The sequence below is a fragment of the Bacillus sp. WC2507 genome (assembly GCF_052656125.1).
Genome location: NZ_JBQXPN010000001.1, coordinates 1,262,181 through 1,281,214, shown reverse-complemented (window position 1 = coordinate 1,281,214; position 19,034 = coordinate 1,262,181). Strand labels below are relative to the sequence as shown.

Genomic DNA, 19,034 nt, shown 5'->3' with positions numbered 1-19,034 from the left:
TAGAGGTTTCTCTAGCTTTGCACGTGTTTCAAATATCCTCTCTGCGCGATCATAAAGTAAATCGCAGAAGCTACAATGTATGCTCCAATTACAATCGCACCTGATTTCCATAAATCGAGATAAAGCATTTTCCCTAACGTATGAAGAGCAAATCCACTATGAATGGCACCGATTACAATTGGGATAAAGAAGATAACGCCCATTTGTCGAATTGCAATTTTACGAATTTCTTTATCTGTCATACCGATTCTCTTTAACGATTTAAATTGAATACGATCTTGTTCTTTATCGTTAAACCATTTAAAGTATGTCATACTACAAGCGAAGAAGAAGAACAGTACAGCTACAAAGAAACCGATAAACATCGTAATTGCTCCTGATTCTCTTATATTTTTATAAGCGAGCACCGAGTTATTTAATTCCTCTTGCTTATCTGGTGCAACTTCCTTTTTCAAATCTAACACAAGGTCTTCGGTACTTTTCCAGTCTTCTATATAATAACCGTAATATTTCGTCTTTTCTTCATCTGGTACAAGCTTTGCGTATTTCTCAAAATCTTGATCATTCACAATGAGATATTCACCATCATTAAAAACAGAAAATGGAGTTGGCTCATTTAATTGAACAGATTGCTTTTGTCCGTTAATTTTAATTTCATACGGTTTCGAACGATCTATCTTCATCATATCGTTCGCCATATCCATTATGACCATCGTTGCACTACCTGGTGCATTATGAACTTCTCTAACTTGCTCTCTCTTTTGTTTACGTGCTTCAGCATTATATTCTTTTTCTGAAACAATCGCCATCGGTACTTCATGCTCACTGTTAAACATCGTGATTTTTTGAGTTCCAGGAAGTTTTACGTACGTTACCTCTCGCGCATCTTCAAATCCGTGTTTTTTTATTAATTCTTTTGTTTTCCCTTCTTTTATGACATTATGCGTATGAATGCCGTTTTCCTCATACGAAATAGCATGCGGGGTACTAGTTACTGCCTTATAACTCATATCCTCAAAAAATACGTACAGTGTACCAACTGCCGAAGATACAACCGCCGTAATGATAGAAATTACAAATAGAAAACGAGCATTATCTTTCATTTTATAAATAAGATTGCTAAGTACGAACATGTTTGGATATGTATAAAAAGATCTTTTTCTTTTTTGCAGTGCTTTTAATACGACTGTACTACCTTGTGTAAACAGTAAATAAGTTCCGCCTATCGTCAGCCCTACAATCGGTAAAAACAGTATGATAAAATTCATAAATGTCACTTGGAAGCTAAGTACATATGCAACAATAATACATCCTATACCAACTACACATAACGATGTAAATGCAAAAGGTTCTACTTTTTGTTTTCTTGCTTCTCTTAATAAATCAATAATTTGCAAGCGTCCTACTGTCCAAACGCTAAACAATGATAGGATTAAAAATAGAATAAAGTATACACCCGCTGTAATCAAAACCGCTTTACTATTCCATACGAGTGGAAGTGTTTTATCTATTTTCAATATTACGCTTAATGCTTGGAAGAATAATTTTGAACAAAGCATACCAAGCCCAATACCTACTATAATTGCAATACTACCTAACATAAGCTGTTCTAATATAATCATTCGGCCAAGTTGAGATTTTGTTCCGCCTATTAATGTTAGTAGACCAAACTCTTTTTTCCTTGCTCGTAAAAATGTTGAATTTGCATATAAAATAAAAAGTGCTGAGAAGATGACTACAATATAATTCATCGATTCTAATCCTTTTGAAATCATCTCCCTCATACTAATATTACCGCTTACGACATCTGGATGATAAATAAAGGAAGCATACATGAAAAATACGACAATCGATAAACAACTACTTATAAGAAACGCTTTATAATTACGCCAATTTCCTTTTACATTACTAAGCGCGAGCTGGCGAAAGTTCATGATATTCTCCTCCTAGCATCGCAAGTACGTCCAGAATTTCTTGGAAAAAGGCTTGCTTCGTTCTTCCTTTATGTATTTCTGAGAAAATCTCTCCATCGCGAATGAAAAGAATACGTTCGCAATAACTCGCCGCTACTGGATCATGCGTAACCATTGCAATGGTTACTTTCTTTTGTTCATGTAGGTCTTGTAACGCGCTCATTAATGATTTCGCCGACTTTGAATCTAAGTTTCCAGTTGGCTCATCCGCTAAAATTAACGTCGGTTCATGAATAATCGCTCTCGCAGCTGCTGCACGTTGTTGTTGTCCGCCTGATACTTCATACACTTTTTTATTTAAAATTTCTTCGATATTTAAAAACTTTGCAATCTCAAGCACTTTCGCATCGATTTCATTTACAGATTTCTTCGCCATTACAAGCGGTAAAATAATATTTTCTTTAATCGATAACGTATCAAGTAAGTTAAAATCTTGGAAGATGAATCCTAAATGTGTACGGCGAAACTCCGCTAATTTTGCAGCACGCATTTGATTAATTTCTTCACCATTTACAAGCACATGACCTGAAGTTTGTTTATCAATTGTTGCTAATAAATTTAAAAGCGTTGTTTTCCCGCTCCCTGAAGGACCCATAATCCCTACAAATTCGCCTTCTTCTATTTTAAAATTTATATCGTTTAAAGCAGTCGTCGCTACTGAACCTTTTGATTGGTACACCTTCGTTAATCCTTTTACTTCAAGAACACTCATTTCTAATCCCCCTACGTGTTTTCTTCTTACATTTACTATAAGAAAAATAAGAAAAAGAAACGAGTGATTTCCCTTACAAAACGTTTTGTTATCTTACAGTTTTGTCATTTTTCTCATTAATGTATGATATTCTTCATCTTTTGCAAATTGGAACGTGAATGTTGTCCCTTCTCCTTCAGCCGATTGCACATAAATACCGTGATGTAAATTATCACAAATTTCCTTCGTAATATATAAACCCATTCCAGTCGCTTCTCTCGTTTTACGGCCATTTATCCCCGTAAAGAATGGATCAAATATACGCTTTACATCTTGCTCTGGAATACCGATTCCATTGTCCTTAATATGTAATAATACCTTTTGATCTTTCTCTTCAATTTGAAATTGAATTTCCTTTTTCTCTGCTTCCGAAATTTTTGTATACTTAATTGCATTTACAACAATTTGCCCTATAGCAATACTTAGCCATTTTCTATCAGAGGCAACCATACAAGTATCTTCCTCAAACATCACTTTCGGAAATACAGACGATTGAATGAAAGACTTTCGATTTTCATTAATAATACCTCGAATAATATCTATCACATTTACTACTTCTACTTTATAGTCTTTCGCAAACTGCTCTAACCTTGCCATATGTAACGCTAAATCTAAACCATTTAGTATACGATTATTTTCCTCGCGAATACTTTCAACTGTTGCTCTTGCTTCACGATGCTCTTTACCAAACTTCTGTAATAGTAACTCAATAACAGATACTGGTGTTTTCATTTGATGAATCCATTGATTCATAAATATCATTTGCTGTTGTTCTTTCGCATGTTGTTTATGAACTTCATTCATATATTGCTGTCTTAACAGCGTAAACGATTCAACGACCATCTCTTGCTCTGCCGTATAAGAAGTGTCAATAAGTAATGAATCATGTAATGTATTTCCGCCAGTAACATACTTTTCGATCCTCTTTAAAAACACACTCCGTTTTCGGTAATCGTAAATGAGATATACAGTAAAAACAACTGTCCCTAATAAAAGTCCGTATAACCACGTATTCCAATCAATAGATCGCTTTTCTAGAAGACTTTGCAACTGCAAAACGAGCCCAAATAAACAAAGGCTAACAATGTAAGAAAGAATTAAAGAAAAGCGATCCATGAGGTAATCTTTAACCTTCATGCCCTTCTCCCCACTCTGTAAGAAGCGCATAACCATATCCACGTTTCGTTACAATTGCATTTTTAATGCCTAGCTCCTCTAGTTTCTTCCTTACGCGTTTTACATTTACGGTTAATGTATTATCATCAACAAAAGCTATCTCATCCCACAGGGCTTCTAACAGTTCTTCACGCGTTACATATTGATTTGCTTGTTTCATTAAACACTCTAATAAGTAAAATTCATTTTTTGTCAACTCCGTTTGTTGCCCATGCCACTCAACAATGTGCTGGGACGGAAATAACAACAATCCATTTACACCTAAACAATCACTCTCAGCAACAGAGGCGTACTCACCATAGCCACGGCGAAGTGCACTTTTCACCTTTGCCATGACGATATCTAAATGGAATGGCTTCGTAATGTAATCATCTCCGCCATTCTCAATCGCCATTACTTGATCCATTTCTCCTGTTCTTGCAGAAACAAAAATAATTGGTGCATTCGATACACTGCGGATTTGACGACACCAATAGAAACCATCAAAATACGGTAAATTAATATCAAGTAACACGAGATGCGGATTTACTTTTACGAACTCATCTTTTATATGTCGTAAATCACTTGCTCTAAATGATTGATAGCCATACCTTTCTAAATGCTCCTCTAGTATTCCCGCTATTTTTTCATCGTCTTCTACAATTAATATTTTATACATGTTCGTTTTCTCCCCATAAAAAATTCTTCCAAAACCACTCCTTGTTCTATTATAAATTGAAAATTTAATTAGTGGGTATTTTTTCCTATACGAATCAGACATTTACAATAAAAAAAGACTGCCATATTTCGGCAGTCTTAGTCGATAAATTCAAATTCATATTCAAGAATTTTTACAATATCTCCATCTTTTGCACCACGTGCACGAAGCGCTTCATCAATACCCATTCCGCGCATTTGACGAGCGAAACGACGTATAGATTCATCACGTGAGAAGTCTGTCATTTTGAATGTCTTCTCAATATCATAACCAGAAATAACAAATGTGCCGTCACTTTCACGTGTAATTTCAAATTTAAGACTTTCAGCATCAAATTTGTACATTACACTTGCTTCAGACTCCTCGACAACATCGTACATTGGGAATTCTGGTGTTGTTTCTAATAAGTTCGCTACTTCAAATAGTAAGTCACGAACACCTTGTTTCGTTACAGCTGAGATTGGGAAGATTTTTACTTCGTCTCCCACTTTCTCTTTAAATGCTTGTAAGTTTTCTTCTGCATCTGGCATATCCATTTTGTTTGCAACAACAACTTGTGGACGCTCTGTTAAACGCATATTGTATTCTTTTAATTCATTATTAATTGTTACATAATCTTCATATGGCTCACGGCCTTCTAAACCAGACATATCAATAACGTGCACGATTACACGTGTACGCTCAATATGACGTAAGAATTGGTGTCCAAGTCCAACGCCTGCATGTGCGCCTTCAATTAGTCCAGGAAGGTCAGCCATAACGAAACTGCGGTTATCACCAGTTTCAACAACACCAAGATTTGGAACGATTGTTGTAAAGTGATATTCTGCAATTTTCGGACGCGCTGATGATACAACAGATAATAATGTAGATTTACCTACACTTGGGAATCCAACAAGTCCAACATCTGCTAGCACTTTAAGTTCTAGAATGACATCACGCTCTTGACCTGGTTCCCCGTTCTCAGCGATTTCTGGCGCTGGGTTCGTTGCTGTTGCGAAACGTGAGTTACCACGGCCACCACGGCCACCTCTTGCGATTACAGCTGTTTGTTCATGCGTTACTAAATCGGCAAGAATTTGACCTGTTTTTTCATCTTTTACTATTGTTCCTGGTGGAACCTTTACGATTAAATCTTCAGATTTACGACCGTGCTGACCTTTACTCATTCCGTGCTGACCGCGATCAGCTTTGAAATGACGTTGGTAGCGGAAATCCATTAATGTACGTAAGCCTTCCTCAACAACAAAAACAACATCTGCACCTTTACCACCGTCGCCACCTGCTGGGCCACCTTTAGGTACATACTTCTCACGACGATACGCAACCATTCCGTTACCACCGTCGCCGCCTTTTACATATATCTTGACCTGATCTACAAACATTATTTCACCACACTTTTTTCGATTGGTTGTAATATAACTGAGACTTCTTCGTCTCGTACTGTATAAGAAATGGAATACCATTTATTGTTTTGGGTCGCAAGCCAATTCTGTAGTTCTTCTACACTCGTTAGCTTACCACGAAAATCAAAAAAGAAACGAGCATTATCCGCGTCACATTCAATTGTGATACAAACATAATTTTCAACATATACGTCTAAACTATGCTGAAGCATTGAGAAAAATTGATCCGTCCATGTACATACAGTCTCATCTAAGTGAGAGAAGTTATGTAATTTCCCTAATACTTCGTACTCCAATAAGCACGGCTGCTGTTTCCAATTATATGTTAAAATCCACTCTGAAAATAAAGGCATTGATAGCCCCATCAGATTGGATTCTTGTCTCGCTTCTTGGACAAAACGATCGATGAGACTATGAATCTCTTCCACTTTTCCAAGGGAAAGGTTTCCTTTCACCATCTGCATACGATTGAGCCAATCATGTCTTGAATGGCGCAATGCATCTATAATTGTCCATTTTTCATTCATTTAGATACTCCTTAATATAGAAAAACTCTAACCTGCACTCAGGTTAGAGTTTTCCGTGAGTTCTTATGCTTCTTGAGCAACAGGATATACGCTCACTTGTTTGCGGTCACGGCCAAGACGCTCAAAGCGTACTACGCCGTCAACTTTCGCGTATAAAGTGTCATCGCCACCACGACCAACGTTAACACCTGGATAAATTTTTGTACCGCGTTGACGGTAAAGAATTGAACCACCTGAAACCGTTTGACCATCTGCGCGTTTAGCACCAAGACGTTTTGACTGAGAGTCACGACCGTTCTTTGTACTACCTACACCTTTCTTAGATGCGAAAAACTGAAGATCTAATCTTAACATACGTTACACCTCCTGCACTTTTTCTATTAAACGGATATACTTTCCGTAATCAAGTTCGATCGTCTTTAGCGAAACAACTAATCCTTCTAAAAGTATCTGTGCTTTTTCTGCTGTATGAACGTCTAAATCATTAGGCAATTCATACGTTAAGAATCCGCCATCACTTCCGAGTTCAATAGTTGCCTGCACATTACAAAGTTCTTCCACTGCATTTATAGAACCAAACACAACCGCTGTAGTTCCAGCACAGACAAGATCTTGTCCATGTGGCGCATAATCGGCATGTCCAGTCATTTTAAATGATTGGATACTTCCTAATTTCGTGCGACTTATCGTAATTTTAATCATGTTAACCAGAATTAAGCGTTGATAGCTTCAACAACTAGCTTAGTGTAAGGTTGACGATGACCTTGTTTCTTACGATTGTTCTTTTTCGCTTTGTATTTGAAAACGATGATTTTCTTAGCGCGACCTTGTTTTTCAACTTTCGCAGTAACTGTTGCACCTTCTACAACTGGGCTACCAACTTTAACGTTTTCGCCACCAACGAAAAGAACTTTGTCAAAAGTAACAGTTTCACCAGCTTCAACATCTAATTTTTCAATGTAGATTGCTTGACCAGCTTCAACTTTAATTTGTTTTCCACCTGTTTCGATAATTGCGTACATACTTGCACCTCCTCTTATTTACTAAGACTCGCCAAAAACGAGGTAGACATAAATGTCTTTAGGGAACCTGTCTTGTGCGGTTGTAGCATATAGCCGTTTAGGTGCTATAAACTATAACATAAAGATGTTATCATGAATCATAGACGGTTGTCAATAAATGTTCTGCTAACTATTTTTTCCGTTCTACAATTTCTGTTTTACTTCCAAAACGAATAATAGCGTACTTTTCGATCATATCATCTTTGAAGTAAATTTCAAATGGAATATTTTTTTGTAATTCTTTTTGCAAAAATTGTTTTTGTAACTCTTTAGGTGCAGCGATTAATACTGCCTCATCTTCTATATCGCCATATGTGATTAGCTCTCTTTCTAACTCATACGCAATTGTTTCATATGACATCACATACCCCGTCGCTTTGCACGGTACACACTCTTCTAGTAATACGTCGCGTAAAGAATGTTTTTTACGTTTACGTGTCATCTCCAAAATCCCTAACTCTGTAAACCCGAGCACTCTTGTATATGTGCGATCATTTTGCATAGCAGCTATGAGACATTCTCTTACCTTTTCTTTATCTTCTCTTCTTTTCATATTAATAAAATCAATTAATATCATACCGCCAATATCACGCAGTCTTAATTGACGTGCAATCTCTTCAGCTGCCACTTCATTTGTACGAAGGACTGTATCTTGCAAATTTTGCTTTCCGGTAAACTTGCCCGTATTCACATCAATTACAGTCATCGTCTCCATTTGTTCCACAATTAAATAAGCACCATTCGGAAGCCAAACAATTTTTTGAAGTGCTTTCTCGATCTCACGCTCTATTCCAAAATGGTTAAACATTGAAGACTTTTCATTATAAAAAGATACTTTTTCTTTTCCGACTTTTTCTTCTAATTCTTTTACAATACTTCTTGTATCTACAACTACTTTTTCAATCGTTTCAATTGGATTCTCTTGAAATACACGATCTAAAAAGGTGGCCGGTCGATGAAGCAGTAACGGTGCTTTCCCTTGGCCCTCTTTTCTTTTTAACTCTTCATATAACTGCTGTAACCTTTGCATTTCAGCTTGTATTTCTTCAATTTCTCCTTTTTCAGAAGCAGAGCGAAAAATGTAACCACCGGTCCCTTCTACTTCAATTTGAAGTAGCTGTTGCCTTCTTTTATTGTTTTTTATTTTCCGAGAAACCGCACGCATTTCATCATATGGCATATAAACGACATATTTCCCGGTAAATTCTATGTTCGCTGTCAATTTCGGCCCTTTCGTATCAATTGCTTCTTTCACAACTTGTACGAGTACCGCTTGCCCTTCATGTATACGATATGAAGATGGTACATCATCATATGAAAGGTACGCATGTTTTTCTAAACCGATGTTTACAAATGCTGCGTTCATTCCAGCGATTGTTCTTACGATGCGTCCAACATAAATATGCCCAACAATCTCTTGTTCTTCATTTCGTTTCCATAAAAACTCAACAATTTTTTTCTTCTCTTCAATTGCAACTCGTTTTTCCGATCCAGCGTAGTTCATAAATAACGTTTTCAAAATTATTTCCTCACTTTATAATCTTCTTTGCTTTTACAATAATAAAAGGTTAGTGCTATCGTCAACACTAACCGATTAATTCTTCAACAGATGAAGTTGTTCGTTTTTCAGTAAAATACGCATAGAGCAATTCATTTTCATCCAATGTGTAATGTTCTTTATATTTTCCATGGACGATAATAGAGTGCTTATACCCCCTACGAAATTTTGTGAATATCTTATATAAATGATCTTTTGATTGCACTTCAATAGGTGCAATCTTTTCAATTCCTCTTTTGTTCCCATAATAACGTTCTAATAAAAAACGCATAAAGGCATACCGTCTTTGTTTCCATTCCTGATATAACGATACCGCTAAAAATATGAGTAGTACCCACATCATTACATTGTTGCTATTCCAAAGTAACTGCCAGCCTAGTATTACACTAAAAAAAACACATGATAATTTCATCATCTTTTCATGTGCTTGTAAATAAGGAAAACGATATGATAATACGTTAAACAATACTTTCCCACCATCAAGCGGCCAAATAGGTAGTAAATTAAATGCTAAAATGATTATATTATTCCACATAAAGAAATAATATAAATCCGCATCAAGCCAACCAACTTCAAACAATATATAACCTACCAGCATCATCCAAATATGTTGAATAGGTCCTGCAATTACAACAACAAGCTCCTCTTTCAACGACTTATTTCCATGTTCCTCGAGCTCAGCCACACCACCAAACGGTAAAAGTTGAATCTTTTTAATACGCCAATTATAGTGTGCCGCTGCAAAAGCATGCCCAAGTTCATGGATGAGAACGATACAAAATAACAGTAGTAACTCTTTAAAACGCGCCGTAAAAATACCAATGACAATTATAACCCAAAACAACGGATGCACTGAAATCTTCGTTAAAACATCCCTATATTTAATCAAATGAAATCACCTGAATCGGGTCAATAAATTTTTCATTCTTTTTTATTGCGAAATAAAACTTACCATTTTTATTATTTGCATCATTATTCACTGTTCCAATTTTTTGTTTCTTTGAAACGTAATCATATAATTTCACCGACATGTCATTTAAATTTGCATACCATGACTCAGTGCCATCTGCGTGCTGAATTTGAACTGTATTTCCAAGTTCCTCTTTCTTGCCTGCAAAAACAACTAGCCCTTCATTCACTGACTCAACAGTTGCATTTGTAGCCGTTTGAACAAATACACCTTGGCCATTTTTTTGAAACCCTTGCATCACCTTTCCGGAAGCAGGAATTGCATAATCTTTTTGCTGAATGGTTCCTTCTTTTTTCTCATTAGGCGAATAGAATACGAGTGGTTTTCCAAACTGTTTTTCGTACCATTTCGCTACAGTAGCAAACTGAAATTCTTCTTTCATCACTTTTTCTGTAACAGCTTTCGCACCGTCGAAAGAAGAGGGTGCATTCTTATATAAAATAGCGACAGAAAGAACTAATATTGCTGATAACAAAACTTTAAAGAAAAATACTTCCTTTCGAAATAAAGGATGAATTTCCTTTTCTCCTTCTTCAATAAATACTGATTCACTATCAAAATTCCCTCCAGCAAAATACTGCTCTTCCTCCATCCTTTCTTGCTCTGCCTTCCTTTTCGCAATCCGTTTTTTAATTTCTTCTACACGTCTATTCTTCATACTGTCTCCTTTCTTTCCTTAAGCTGATTTAAGTAGAAACAGTTGTATACAGTTTGTACATATGTATGAGCTAGGAAAGGAAGATATTCGTGTGAAGAAAAAAGAAAGCACTTCGCATATGTGCGAAGTGCTGTTAACGGATTCCAAAGAAGTTTTTCACCTTTGTAAATACCGATACCTTTTCTTGTTCAAATGCTTGTAATGGTACATTCTCACCCAACAAGCGTCTTGCAATATTACGATAAGCTAACGCTGCTTTTCCACTCGGTTGCAACGCTACAGGTTCACCTGTATTTGTAGCACGAATAACTTCATCATCATCTTCGACAACACCAAGAAGCTCGATTGACAATGTACGTACGATTTCATCAACATCTAACATATCCTGTTCATGAAGCATATGACTACGCACACGGTTAATAACAAGTTTCGGTGGTTCAATATCCTCTTTTTCTAAAAGCCCGATAATACGATCCGCATCGCGCATTGAGGATACTTCTGGCGTCGTAACAACGATTGCTTTATCCGCACCAGCTACCGCGTTTTTAAATCCCTGCTCAATCCCCGCAGGACAATCAATTAATATGTAATCGTAATCTTGACGTAATACTTGTATTAATTCATCCATTTGTTCAGGTGTTACCGCTGATTTATCACTCGTTTGTGCTGCAGGTAATAAATAAAGATCATCAAAACGTTTATCTTTAATAAGAGCCTGAGGTAAACGGCAACGCCCTTCAACGACATCAACAAGATCAAATACAATACGATTTTCCAGCCCCATTACTACGTCTAAGTTTCGAAGACCGATATCTGTGTCAATTAAGCACACTTTCTTTCCAGATAACGCTAGGGCTGTACCAATGTTCGCAGACGTTGTAGTTTTACCTACTCCGCCTTTTCCAGATGTAATTACTATTGCCTCTCCCACAGCTATACAATTCCCCTTTCTAACTTTGTTAAATTAGGTCTAAGATGAGTGAGAAGTTGCAGTCGATCGACAACAATGTGATTGTTCTCATTAATATACGCACATTCTGCCGCCTCCGCTCCGTCTTCTTTCTCTTCCGGAGCCCGCATTGCCACATCACTAATTCGAAGTTGCATCGGGTTCATAACAGATGCAGCGATTACAGCATCCGAATCCCCATAATACCCAGCATGCGCAATTCCTCTTAATGATCCTACGACAAAAATATTCCCCCCAGCGATAACCGTTCCGCCTGGATTAACATCTCCAATTAACAATAAATTTCCTTTTACATGTAAAACTTGTCCAGAGCGAACAATTTTGGAAATAGGGACAATTTCTGTTTCTTCTTTCCAAGCTATTGCTTCCGCTTTAGTTATAACATCACTTTCAATTGAATCCACAACAAGATTCTTTTTATTACGAATTAACGTACGAATCTCTTCTTGTTGGACTTCTGTTAAATAACGATTTCCCACTTTCACATGCACTTCAATTAAAGAGCGCCCATCACCATGATAGTAATGTGTAGAAAGCTTTTCGTCCAATTCCTTCAGTAATTCAGAGAATGAACAACAATCATCTAAATGAAGCGTTATTCCGTCTTTTGTCCCTTTTATTGTTACATTTTGTTGCTTTTTTTCTTCCACTAAAGTTCACCCCACCGATTCAATTCGACATAAAATTAGAAAATCCTTTTTTCTTTTTCTTCCATCGCTTTTGAAAGACGCACTAAATATCGTCTCAGTGGGAAACAAACTATCAATAAGAAAATTGCATTTAGCAATAAAGTAGACAGGAGACGATCTGTGAAAAAGACATACGCCGACATATGAGTACGTCCTAACAAAGTTAAAAATCCATACACATAATACTCTAATGCTACAATGCTAGCTAGTACGATAGAAGCCACAATAAATAAATTCAATTGTAGTATCTTCATCACACTATAAACTAAATAAGCTAAAATTGGATACGCAAAAATATATATACCGACAAGTTCTGTGTATACGGTATCAAATAAGAAACCAAATAAGAGTCCGTAATAAATCCCTTGGACCGGACTATAGTACACAGTAATAAAACATAACACAATTATAAAGAAATGAGGTGCTGCTATACTGTCTTTCCAAAAAACCTCTGTTGGAACAACAGTAGCAAACATATTTTCAAATAGAAAAACAAAAAGGAGCAAAAGAGGAAGAGCTGCTCTTTTTAAAATCTTCATCATCTCTTCTCCTCCTCCTATTCTAATGGCGCTGAAGGCGTTTCACGTTTAGCAACCATAAGATGCTCTACGTCATTTAAATCAGCGGCTGGTTTTACATAAGCTGTTTTTGTTAAACCGTATGGATCCGGCTGAACATCAACAATTTTTCCAATTACAAGGCCTTTTGGGAAAATATCACCAAGTCCAGATGTTACAACTAGTTGATCTTTCTCTACCTTAGCATCAGAGCCAATCTTTGTGAAAAGAAGTAAGTGCTTTTCTTTGTCGTAACCTTCAATCAATCCAAAGATTTTCTCGTCACCTTGTACGATAGCAGAAACACGATTTGTTCGGCTCATAGAGCTTAGTAATTCTACTGATGATGTAAACTGAGATACACTTTTCACTCGTCCAACTAAACCTTGTGAAGTTACTACAGCCATATCTTTTTTAATTCCTTGCTGTGCCCCTTTATCAATTCCAATTAAATCGTACCATTTATCTGGATTACGAGAAACAACAGTCGCTGGAATTTCAGTATAACCGCTATTCAACTCTTTTTTACCCGTTAACTCTTGTAGTTTCTTTTTATCATCTTCTAATTGTTTTACTTTTCCTGATAGTTCTGCATAATTATCTAATTTTGCTTTTAATTCTTTATTCTCTTCATACGTGCGCTTTACATCTTCCACATCTTCAAAGAATCCAGCTACGTATTTCGCTGGCTTTTGGAATACACGCTCTACAACACCGACAGTATCTTTAATAAACTGCTCTGGCCACGTCAAACTATTCCGTTCTTTCAATGAGATTCCAATCAATGCCACGAGAAGAATAATACTAACTAACAAAACAATTAATCTTTTGTTTAAGAAAAACTGTGGCACGTTCACACCCTCTTAATTTTACTGATTTTTATTTTGCAATATTATCGAGCAGCAGTTTTGAAAAGATCGATATTGTCTAATGCTTTACCCGTTCCAATTGCTACGCAATCTAATGGGTCTTCTGCAACAAGAACTGGCATATTTGTTTCTTCACTAATCACTTTATCTAAATTACGTAGTAATGCTCCGCCACCTGTTAATACGATACCACGGTCCATAATATCTGCTGCTAATTCAGGTGGAGTTTTCTCTAACGTATTTTTAACAGATTCTACAATTGCATCTACTGTATCTTTTAATGCATCTGCAATTTCTTCTGGCTGAATTAGTACTGTTTTTGGTAAACCACTTACTAAATCACGACCGCGAATTTCCATAGGCTCGATACCTTCTGGCTCGCCTGCAGAACCGATTTCTAATTTTAATGCTTCAGCTGTTCTTTCACCGATCATTAAGTTATAGCTTTTCTTAATGTACTGAATGATTGAATCATCCATATCATCACCAGCAACACGAACTGATTGGCTTGTTACAATACCACCTAAAGAAATGATTGCAACTTCTGTTGTACCGCCACCGATATCAACAACCATACTACCAGTTGGCTCCCAAACAGGTAAGTTTGCACCGATTGCCGCTGCAAATGGTTCTTCAATTGGATAAGCGTCACGAGCACCAGCTTGACGAGTCGCATCAATTACTGCACGTCTTTCTACAGCTGTAATACCAGACGGTACACATACCATTACGTAAGGCTTACGTGAGAAGAATCCATTTGATTTTTGAGCTTGTTGAATGTAATATTTCATCATTGTTGCTGTCGTTTCGTAATCAGCAATTACACCGTCTTTCATTGGGCGAAGTGCCACAACGTTTCCTGGTGTACGACCAATCATTTGTTTTGCATCGCTACCTACAGCAACGATTTGTTTCGTATCAGTTTGTAACGCTACTACTGAAGGTTCACGTAAAACTACACCTTTTCCTTTTACATATACAAGCGTGTTCGCAGTTCCTAAATCTATTCCAAGATCGCGAGTAAAGCCACCAAATCCAAACATATTTTTTATCTTCCTTTCTTGTTTTCACGGACTCATTTTTTCTTACTTTATATTATAAAAACAGTACGTTTTTTATATCTTTATCCTTCTTGTAGATAAATTTCTACAAAAAACTCATAAATCACATTATAAAACAAAATAAGTAAAAAGCATAGTCTTAAATATGACCTTTTTCCTTTAAACTCACGAATTTATGGTCACCTATTATAATATGGTCAAGCACTTCAATTCCGATAATTCGACCGCATTCTACTAAGCGTTTTGTTACTTCGATATCTTCTCTGCTCGGCGTCGGGTCTCCTGAGGGATGGTTATGAAGACATATGATAGAGGCTGCTGCACGGCGGAATGCTTCTTTAAAAACTTCCCTTGGATGTACAATTGATGTGTTTAAACTTCCAATAAAAATCGTTTGCCTATGTATAACTTGATTTTTTGTGTTCAAATATAAACATACAAAATGCTCCTGCTGCAGGAAGCGCATTTCTTCCATCATATATCTCGCACAATCTTCTGGGCTTCGGATGCTATATCTATTTTGATATTCTAAACGTACCATCCTTCTACCAAGTTCAAAAGCGGCTATAAGCTGGGCTGCCTTTGCAATCCCAACACCATGTATACTGACAAGCTCTTCTAACGTTGCATCTTTCAACATACGTAAACCATCAAAGTGATGTAAAATTTTATCTGATAACTTTAAAACTGTTTCTTCTTTAGAACCTGTTCTGAGTAACACTGCAAGAAGCTCCCGATTCGATAAACTCCCAGCTCCTTCTAACAATAAACGCTCCCGTGGCTGTTCTTCTTTGACAACATCACGAATACCGTTCATTTCTCCACCCCTTTTATTTGTTCTCTCAAAGAAAATCCCATGCAATTCTACGCATGGGTTACATCAATATTAAATTGTTTTAATTCCCGAACAAGACGTGAAATTGGTAACCCGACTACACTATAGTAGTCCCCTTGAATATGTTGAACAAAAATAGATCCTTTACCTTGAATTCCATAACTTCCTGCTTTATCAAGAGGCTCTTTTGATGCAACGTATACGTCAATTTCCTCTTCTGTTAATTCCCAAAACGTAACTTCTGTACGCTCATAAAAAGTGACTGTTTTGTCTTTTGCTATAATTGCAACACCCGTATACACTTCATGTGTTTTCCCTGATAATAATCGTAACATTTCTTTCGCCTCATCCTCATTAGAAGGCTTTCCAAGAACACGCGAATCATATGTAACAATTGTGTCTGCACCTAACACAATGTGATCACCATTCGTTTCTGCTACCGCAGATGCTTTTTGCAGGGCAAGAGACATAACAATATCAGAAGGTGATGAGTACGCACCAATCGTTTCTTCTACTTCACTTACAACGATTTCAAACGGTACACCTGCTAACTCAAGCAATTCCTTTCTGCGAGGTGATCCTGAAGCTAAAATAATTTTTCTCATATTTTCTCCTTCCTTTCTCACATGAAGCAGAATCATTTACAACAATCGTATCAAAGGAATAGTTTGTCCACAAATGAAAGAAATATTATTTTCTCTAAACAAAATAATACTTCCTTACTAAAATACGATTATATTCCTGCCATAGAGAAAGCGCTTTGCTCTAAATTCAAAAGAAAAGAAAGAAGTACCTATACCTCTTCCTTCGTCATTTCATTATCCTATTATTTCACCTTTTGTGAAACAATTTTTTCATATGAAAGTATACCATCAATAATAACTTGATTTAATTTCGCCAAAGATTCCTTATCACCTTTTCCATCCTTCACTGTTTGCACAGCTACTGACGTATACATATACAATTTCTTCGCTTCTTCTTGCTTCATACTTTTCCCTTCTTTTTCAATCGCTTTCCACTCTTTTTCAATCGCACCTATATCTTTTGTATTACTTTTTCCACTAGCTTGTACGCTGGAAGCATATTTTGCTAAATGAGTATATAATGGCTGTACTTTTGTTAAAAACGCCCCGACTTCTTTATCATCTTTAAGTAACGCTTTATCTGTTATATCCCAGTTTTTTTTCAATACGGAGACATTATCATTTTTATACTGCGTCATTAATTGATTTATGCCCTGTTCATCGCTAGCAACACCAACAACTAATGCATACTTATCACCGCTCGGTTTTAAAGCTGCGACGCCTCCATTGCCTTTCCACTCTTCAAGAGCGGCCTGTCCCTTTTCTTCAGAAGAATAAATTCCTCCTTGAACAAAAAATAATTTCATTGGATCTAATGACGTTCCTGTCTGTGCTTTTGTTTTTTCCTCTTTTGGTGCTGGTGTTTGTTCTGCCGTTCCACCCACCTTTGATTCTTCATTTTGCATCTGCTTCGAAGCTGTTACTTCACTTCCCCCTGTCGCCCCTTGTCCTTTAAGTAACTGTAGCATCCCCATCCCAAACGCCGTACCAATAACAATCGCAGTTGCAACGATTGCAATTAATGTATTGCTCCACTTCTTTCGTTTTTTTTCCGTAGACGCTAATTTCGCTTTTTGAAACGGAACAACGTTTTTTGGTCTTTCACTTTCTACTACCATCCATTCAAATTCATCTTTCTTCTTCTCCTCATACTTCGCTTCTGTTCCATTCACTTTCACTGAGATCGTTCGTGATTGCTTGTCCATACACTCACACCTCACCTCTTATCGTTGTCCGCATCATATCATATTCATTTCACAAAAAAACGAGATATTTGTCAGAGGAATTCGCCAAATAACCCTATATATTTATCTTATATGTATGCATTTGACTTCATTTGTAGAACAAAAAAACTAGATAGCAAAGACTATCTAGTTTTTTTCGCGAATATATTTTCGAACTTCCGAAATGAAATAAAGAGAACCTGTTATGATAAAAACATCATTTTCTCCAAGCATTTCAACCTTCGTATCAATTGCCTCTTTCCAATTTTCAAAAATTAATTTTGACTCTTTCTTTGAATACGATGCAAGCTCACCTGCTGAAATAGCACGATCAAAGGCGAATGTTGTAAAAATAATTTCATCGGCGATGGTTTCTAATTGCCCTACCATATTATGCAATTGTTTATCACCAAGGGCAGTAAATAAAACTATTACATTTTTATCTTTGTAATGTGATTCTACCGTTTTCACAAGACTTTCAATACCTTCTGGGTTATGAGCACCATCTATAATAATATCTGGATTACTTTGCAGTTTTTCAAAGCGCCCCACCCAATACGCTTCCTTTAATCCAGTTCTTATTTCTTCTTCCTCAATTAAAAATGATAAATATGTTTTCACATACATGACTGCCATAAGTGCAAGTGCTGCGTTTCCTACTTGATGACTGCCTTTCATTGAGATTTGCACATCTTTAAAAGAGGCGAAAGGACAAGTGAAATCGAACTGTTCTCCATCTTCGCTAGACTGTTTATGTAACGCTGTAAAATGCTTGCCCATCTCGTATAAGTTTGCATGATTTTCCTTTGCAACCTTTTGAATGACTTGCAATGCTTCCTCATCTTGTACACCAGTAATAACTGGAACACCAGACTTAATAATCCCTGCCTTTTCATATGCAATTTCTCCTAGTGTATTCCCTAAAATATGCATATGATCGTGGCCGATATTTGTAATAATCGTGAGAACAGGATGAATAACATTCGTAGAATCAAAGCGCCCTCCAAGCCCTGTTTCAAATAAAACAACATCGCAGAAATTGACTTTACCGAAATAACAAATTGCCATAACAGTAATAATTTCAAACTCAGTCGCTTCCCCTAAATCCGTCTCATCTAGTTTTTCAACGACTGGCTTTACCATCTTTACAAGTTCAGTAATCTCTTCATCTGCAATTGGTGTTCCATTCACACTAATACGTTCGTTAAATGTTTCAATATAAGGAGAGGTAAATGTTCCTACCTTATATTTTGCGTCCTCTAACATGTAGCGCATATATGTTAACGTTGAACCTTTTCCATTTGTACCAGCAAGATGAATACATTTTATGTGACGCTCTGGATTTCCAAGCTCTTCTAGCATCCATCTCATTCTTTCTAATCCTGGTTTAATACCAAACTTCAATCGGCTATGAATCCACCCTATCGCTTCTTCGTATGTATGTATCACGTATGCTTTCCCCTTTCAAA

General features: G+C 36.6%; 21 protein-coding genes and 1 other annotated feature. All 21 genes read right to left on the bottom strand.

The window, feature by feature from the left end:
• Positions 1 to 11 precede the first annotated feature (11 nt).
• The 21 genes from ACUN28_RS06885 to ACUN28_RS06785 all read right to left on the bottom strand — a co-directional run bounded on the left by ACUN28_RS06885 (position 12) and on the right by ACUN28_RS06785 (position 19,014).
• Entirely contained in the window at positions 12 to 1,934 is a 1,923-nt protein-coding gene (locus tag ACUN28_RS06885; RefSeq protein WP_016086145.1) for an ABC transporter permease, read from the bottom strand.
• Positions 1,909 to 2,685: an ABC transporter ATP-binding protein gene (locus ACUN28_RS06880; RefSeq protein WP_000114530.1), complete on the bottom strand. Its 777-nt coding sequence runs from the start codon at positions 2,683 to 2,685 to the stop codon at positions 1,909 to 1,911. The genes ACUN28_RS06885 and ACUN28_RS06880 overlap by 26 nt, the downstream gene beginning before the upstream one ends.
• Positions 2,686 to 2,778: 93 nt before the next feature.
• Positions 2,779 to 3,861 (bottom strand): HAMP domain-containing histidine kinase, encoded by a 1,083-nt coding sequence (locus ACUN28_RS06875; protein ID WP_016086144.1) that lies wholly within the window; start codon positions 3,859 to 3,861, stop codon positions 2,779 to 2,781.
• A complete protein-coding gene (locus tag ACUN28_RS06870; RefSeq protein WP_016086143.1) occupies positions 3,851 to 4,558 on the bottom strand; it encodes a response regulator transcription factor in 708 nt (235 codons plus the stop codon). Before ACUN28_RS06870 ends, ACUN28_RS06875 begins: the two co-directional genes overlap by 11 nt.
• Positions 4,559 to 4,695: 137 nt before the next feature.
• A complete protein-coding gene (gene obgE / locus ACUN28_RS06865; RefSeq protein ID WP_000497121.1) occupies positions 4,696 to 5,982 on the bottom strand; it encodes a GTPase ObgE in 1,287 nt (428 codons plus the stop codon).
• A complete protein-coding gene (locus ACUN28_RS06860; protein ID WP_016086142.1) occupies positions 5,982 to 6,530 on the bottom strand; it encodes a sporulation initiation phosphotransferase B in 549 nt (182 codons plus the stop codon). The genes obgE and ACUN28_RS06860 overlap by 1 nt, the downstream gene beginning before the upstream one ends.
• Before the next feature lie 63 nt (positions 6,531 to 6,593).
• Positions 6,594 to 6,884, bottom strand: coding sequence for a 50S ribosomal protein L27 (rpmA, locus tag ACUN28_RS06855; protein WP_000944957.1), 291 nt, complete (start codon positions 6,882 to 6,884; stop codon positions 6,594 to 6,596).
• A 3-nt stretch (positions 6,885 to 6,887) separates the two neighbouring features.
• The gene (locus ACUN28_RS06850) at positions 6,888 to 7,232 is read right to left on the bottom strand and encodes a ribosomal-processing cysteine protease Prp (RefSeq protein ID WP_001993153.1); all 345 of its coding nucleotides are present in this window, start codon (positions 7,230 to 7,232) and stop codon (positions 6,888 to 6,890) included.
• Between the two features lie 11 nt (positions 7,233 to 7,243).
• Positions 7,244 to 7,552: a 50S ribosomal protein L21 gene (gene rplU / locus ACUN28_RS06845; protein WP_000270907.1), complete on the bottom strand. Its 309-nt coding sequence runs from the start codon at positions 7,550 to 7,552 to the stop codon at positions 7,244 to 7,246.
• A 14-nt stretch (positions 7,553 to 7,566) separates the two neighbouring features.
• Positions 7,567 to 7,644: a sequence feature (ribosomal protein L21 leader region), on the bottom strand.
• Between the two features lie 77 nt (positions 7,645 to 7,721).
• Positions 7,722 to 9,110 (bottom strand): Rne/Rng family ribonuclease, encoded by a 1,389-nt coding sequence (locus tag ACUN28_RS06840; RefSeq protein ID WP_016136825.1) that lies wholly within the window; start codon positions 9,108 to 9,110, stop codon positions 7,722 to 7,724.
• Between the two features lie 67 nt (positions 9,111 to 9,177).
• Positions 9,178 to 10,038, bottom strand: a complete 861-nt coding sequence (gene spoIVFB / locus ACUN28_RS06835) for a stage IV sporulation intramembrane metalloprotease SpoIVFB (protein WP_016086140.1) — start codon at positions 10,036 to 10,038, stop codon at positions 9,178 to 9,180.
• The gene (spoIVFA, locus tag ACUN28_RS06830) at positions 10,031 to 10,777 is read right to left on the bottom strand and encodes a stage IV sporulation protein SpoIVFA (RefSeq protein ID WP_016086139.1); all 747 of its coding nucleotides are present in this window, start codon (positions 10,775 to 10,777) and stop codon (positions 10,031 to 10,033) included. The genes spoIVFB and spoIVFA overlap by 8 nt, the downstream gene beginning before the upstream one ends.
• Before the next feature lie 133 nt (positions 10,778 to 10,910).
• The gene (gene minD, locus ACUN28_RS06825) at positions 10,911 to 11,708 is read right to left on the bottom strand and encodes a septum site-determining protein MinD (protein ID WP_000503311.1); all 798 of its coding nucleotides are present in this window, start codon (positions 11,706 to 11,708) and stop codon (positions 10,911 to 10,913) included.
• A 2-nt stretch (positions 11,709 to 11,710) separates the two neighbouring features.
• The gene (gene minC, locus ACUN28_RS06820) at positions 11,711 to 12,397 is read right to left on the bottom strand and encodes a septum site-determining protein MinC (protein WP_016086138.1); all 687 of its coding nucleotides are present in this window, start codon (positions 12,395 to 12,397) and stop codon (positions 11,711 to 11,713) included.
• Between the two features lie 35 nt (positions 12,398 to 12,432).
• Complete coding sequence (gene mreD / locus ACUN28_RS06815; RefSeq protein ID WP_016086137.1) at positions 12,433 to 12,978, bottom strand: rod shape-determining protein MreD; 546 nt, start codon at positions 12,976 to 12,978, stop codon at positions 12,433 to 12,435.
• A 14-nt stretch (positions 12,979 to 12,992) separates the two neighbouring features.
• Positions 12,993 to 13,844: a rod shape-determining protein MreC gene (gene mreC / locus ACUN28_RS06810; protein ID WP_016086136.1), complete on the bottom strand. Its 852-nt coding sequence runs from the start codon at positions 13,842 to 13,844 to the stop codon at positions 12,993 to 12,995.
• A gap of 41 nt (positions 13,845 to 13,885) precedes the next feature.
• Positions 13,886 to 14,905, bottom strand: coding sequence for a cell shape-determining protein MreB (mreB, locus tag ACUN28_RS06805; protein WP_000466737.1), 1,020 nt, complete (start codon positions 14,903 to 14,905; stop codon positions 13,886 to 13,888).
• 157 nt (positions 14,906 to 15,062) lie between these two features.
• The gene (gene radC / locus ACUN28_RS06800; RefSeq protein WP_016135385.1) at positions 15,063 to 15,740 is read right to left on the bottom strand and encodes a DNA repair protein RadC; all 678 of its coding nucleotides are present in this window, start codon (positions 15,738 to 15,740) and stop codon (positions 15,063 to 15,065) included.
• Positions 15,741 to 15,787: 47 nt separating this feature from the next.
• Entirely contained in the window at positions 15,788 to 16,363 is a 576-nt protein-coding gene (locus tag ACUN28_RS06795) for a Maf family protein (protein ID WP_016086108.1), read from the bottom strand.
• Between the two features lie 221 nt (positions 16,364 to 16,584).
• A complete protein-coding gene (locus ACUN28_RS06790; RefSeq protein ID WP_016086107.1) occupies positions 16,585 to 17,547 on the bottom strand; it encodes a hypothetical protein in 963 nt (320 codons plus the stop codon).
• A 165-nt stretch (positions 17,548 to 17,712) separates the two neighbouring features.
• Positions 17,713 to 19,014 (bottom strand): bifunctional folylpolyglutamate synthase/dihydrofolate synthase, encoded by a 1,302-nt coding sequence (locus ACUN28_RS06785; RefSeq protein ID WP_016086106.1) that lies wholly within the window; start codon positions 19,012 to 19,014, stop codon positions 17,713 to 17,715.
• Between the last annotated feature and the right edge of the window lie 20 nt (positions 19,015 to 19,034).

Coding starts and splice junctions, on each gene's coding strand:
- obgE (WP_000497121.1), bottom strand. CDS start 5,982: ATGTTTGTAGATCAGGTCAAGATATATGTAAAAGGCGGCGACGGTGGT.
- rplU (WP_000270907.1), bottom strand. CDS start 7,552: ATGTACGCAATTATCGAAACAGGTGGAAAACAAATTAAAGTTGAAGCT.
- mreD (WP_016086137.1), bottom strand. CDS start 12,978: ATGATGAAGATTTTAAAAAGAGCAGCTCTTCCTCTTTTGCTCCTTTTT.
- ACUN28_RS06850 (WP_001993153.1), bottom strand. CDS start 7,232: ATGATTAAAATTACGATAAGTCGCACGAAATTAGGAAGTATCCAATCA.
- ACUN28_RS06795 (WP_016086108.1), bottom strand. CDS start 16,363: ATGAGAAAAATTATTTTAGCTTCAGGATCACCTCGCAGAAAGGAATTG.
- rpmA (WP_000944957.1), bottom strand. CDS start 6,884: ATGTTAAGATTAGATCTTCAGTTTTTCGCATCTAAGAAAGGTGTAGGT.
- radC (WP_016135385.1), bottom strand. CDS start 15,740: ATGAACGGTATTCGTGATGTTGTCAAAGAAGAACAGCCACGGGAGCGT.
- ACUN28_RS06880 (WP_000114530.1), bottom strand. CDS start 2,685: ATGAGTGTTCTTGAAGTAAAAGGATTAACGAAGGTGTACCAATCAAAA.
- ACUN28_RS06790 (WP_016086107.1), bottom strand. CDS start 17,547: ATGGACAAGCAATCACGAACGATCTCAGTGAAAGTGAATGGAACAGAA.
- spoIVFA (WP_016086139.1), bottom strand. CDS start 10,777: ATGAAGAATAGACGTGTAGAAGAAATTAAAAAACGGATTGCGAAAAGG.
- mreB (WP_000466737.1), bottom strand. CDS start 14,905: ATGTTTGGATTTGGTGGCTTTACTCGCGATCTTGGAATAGATTTAGGA.
- ACUN28_RS06860 (WP_016086142.1), bottom strand. CDS start 6,530: ATGAATGAAAAATGGACAATTATAGATGCATTGCGCCATTCAAGACAT.
- ACUN28_RS06875 (WP_016086144.1), bottom strand. CDS start 3,861: ATGAAGGTTAAAGATTACCTCATGGATCGCTTTTCTTTAATTCTTTCT.
- ACUN28_RS06885 (WP_016086145.1), bottom strand. CDS start 1,934: ATGAACTTTCGCCAGCTCGCGCTTAGTAATGTAAAAGGAAATTGGCGT.
- ACUN28_RS06870 (WP_016086143.1), bottom strand. CDS start 4,558: ATGTATAAAATATTAATTGTAGAAGACGATGAAAAAATAGCGGGAATA.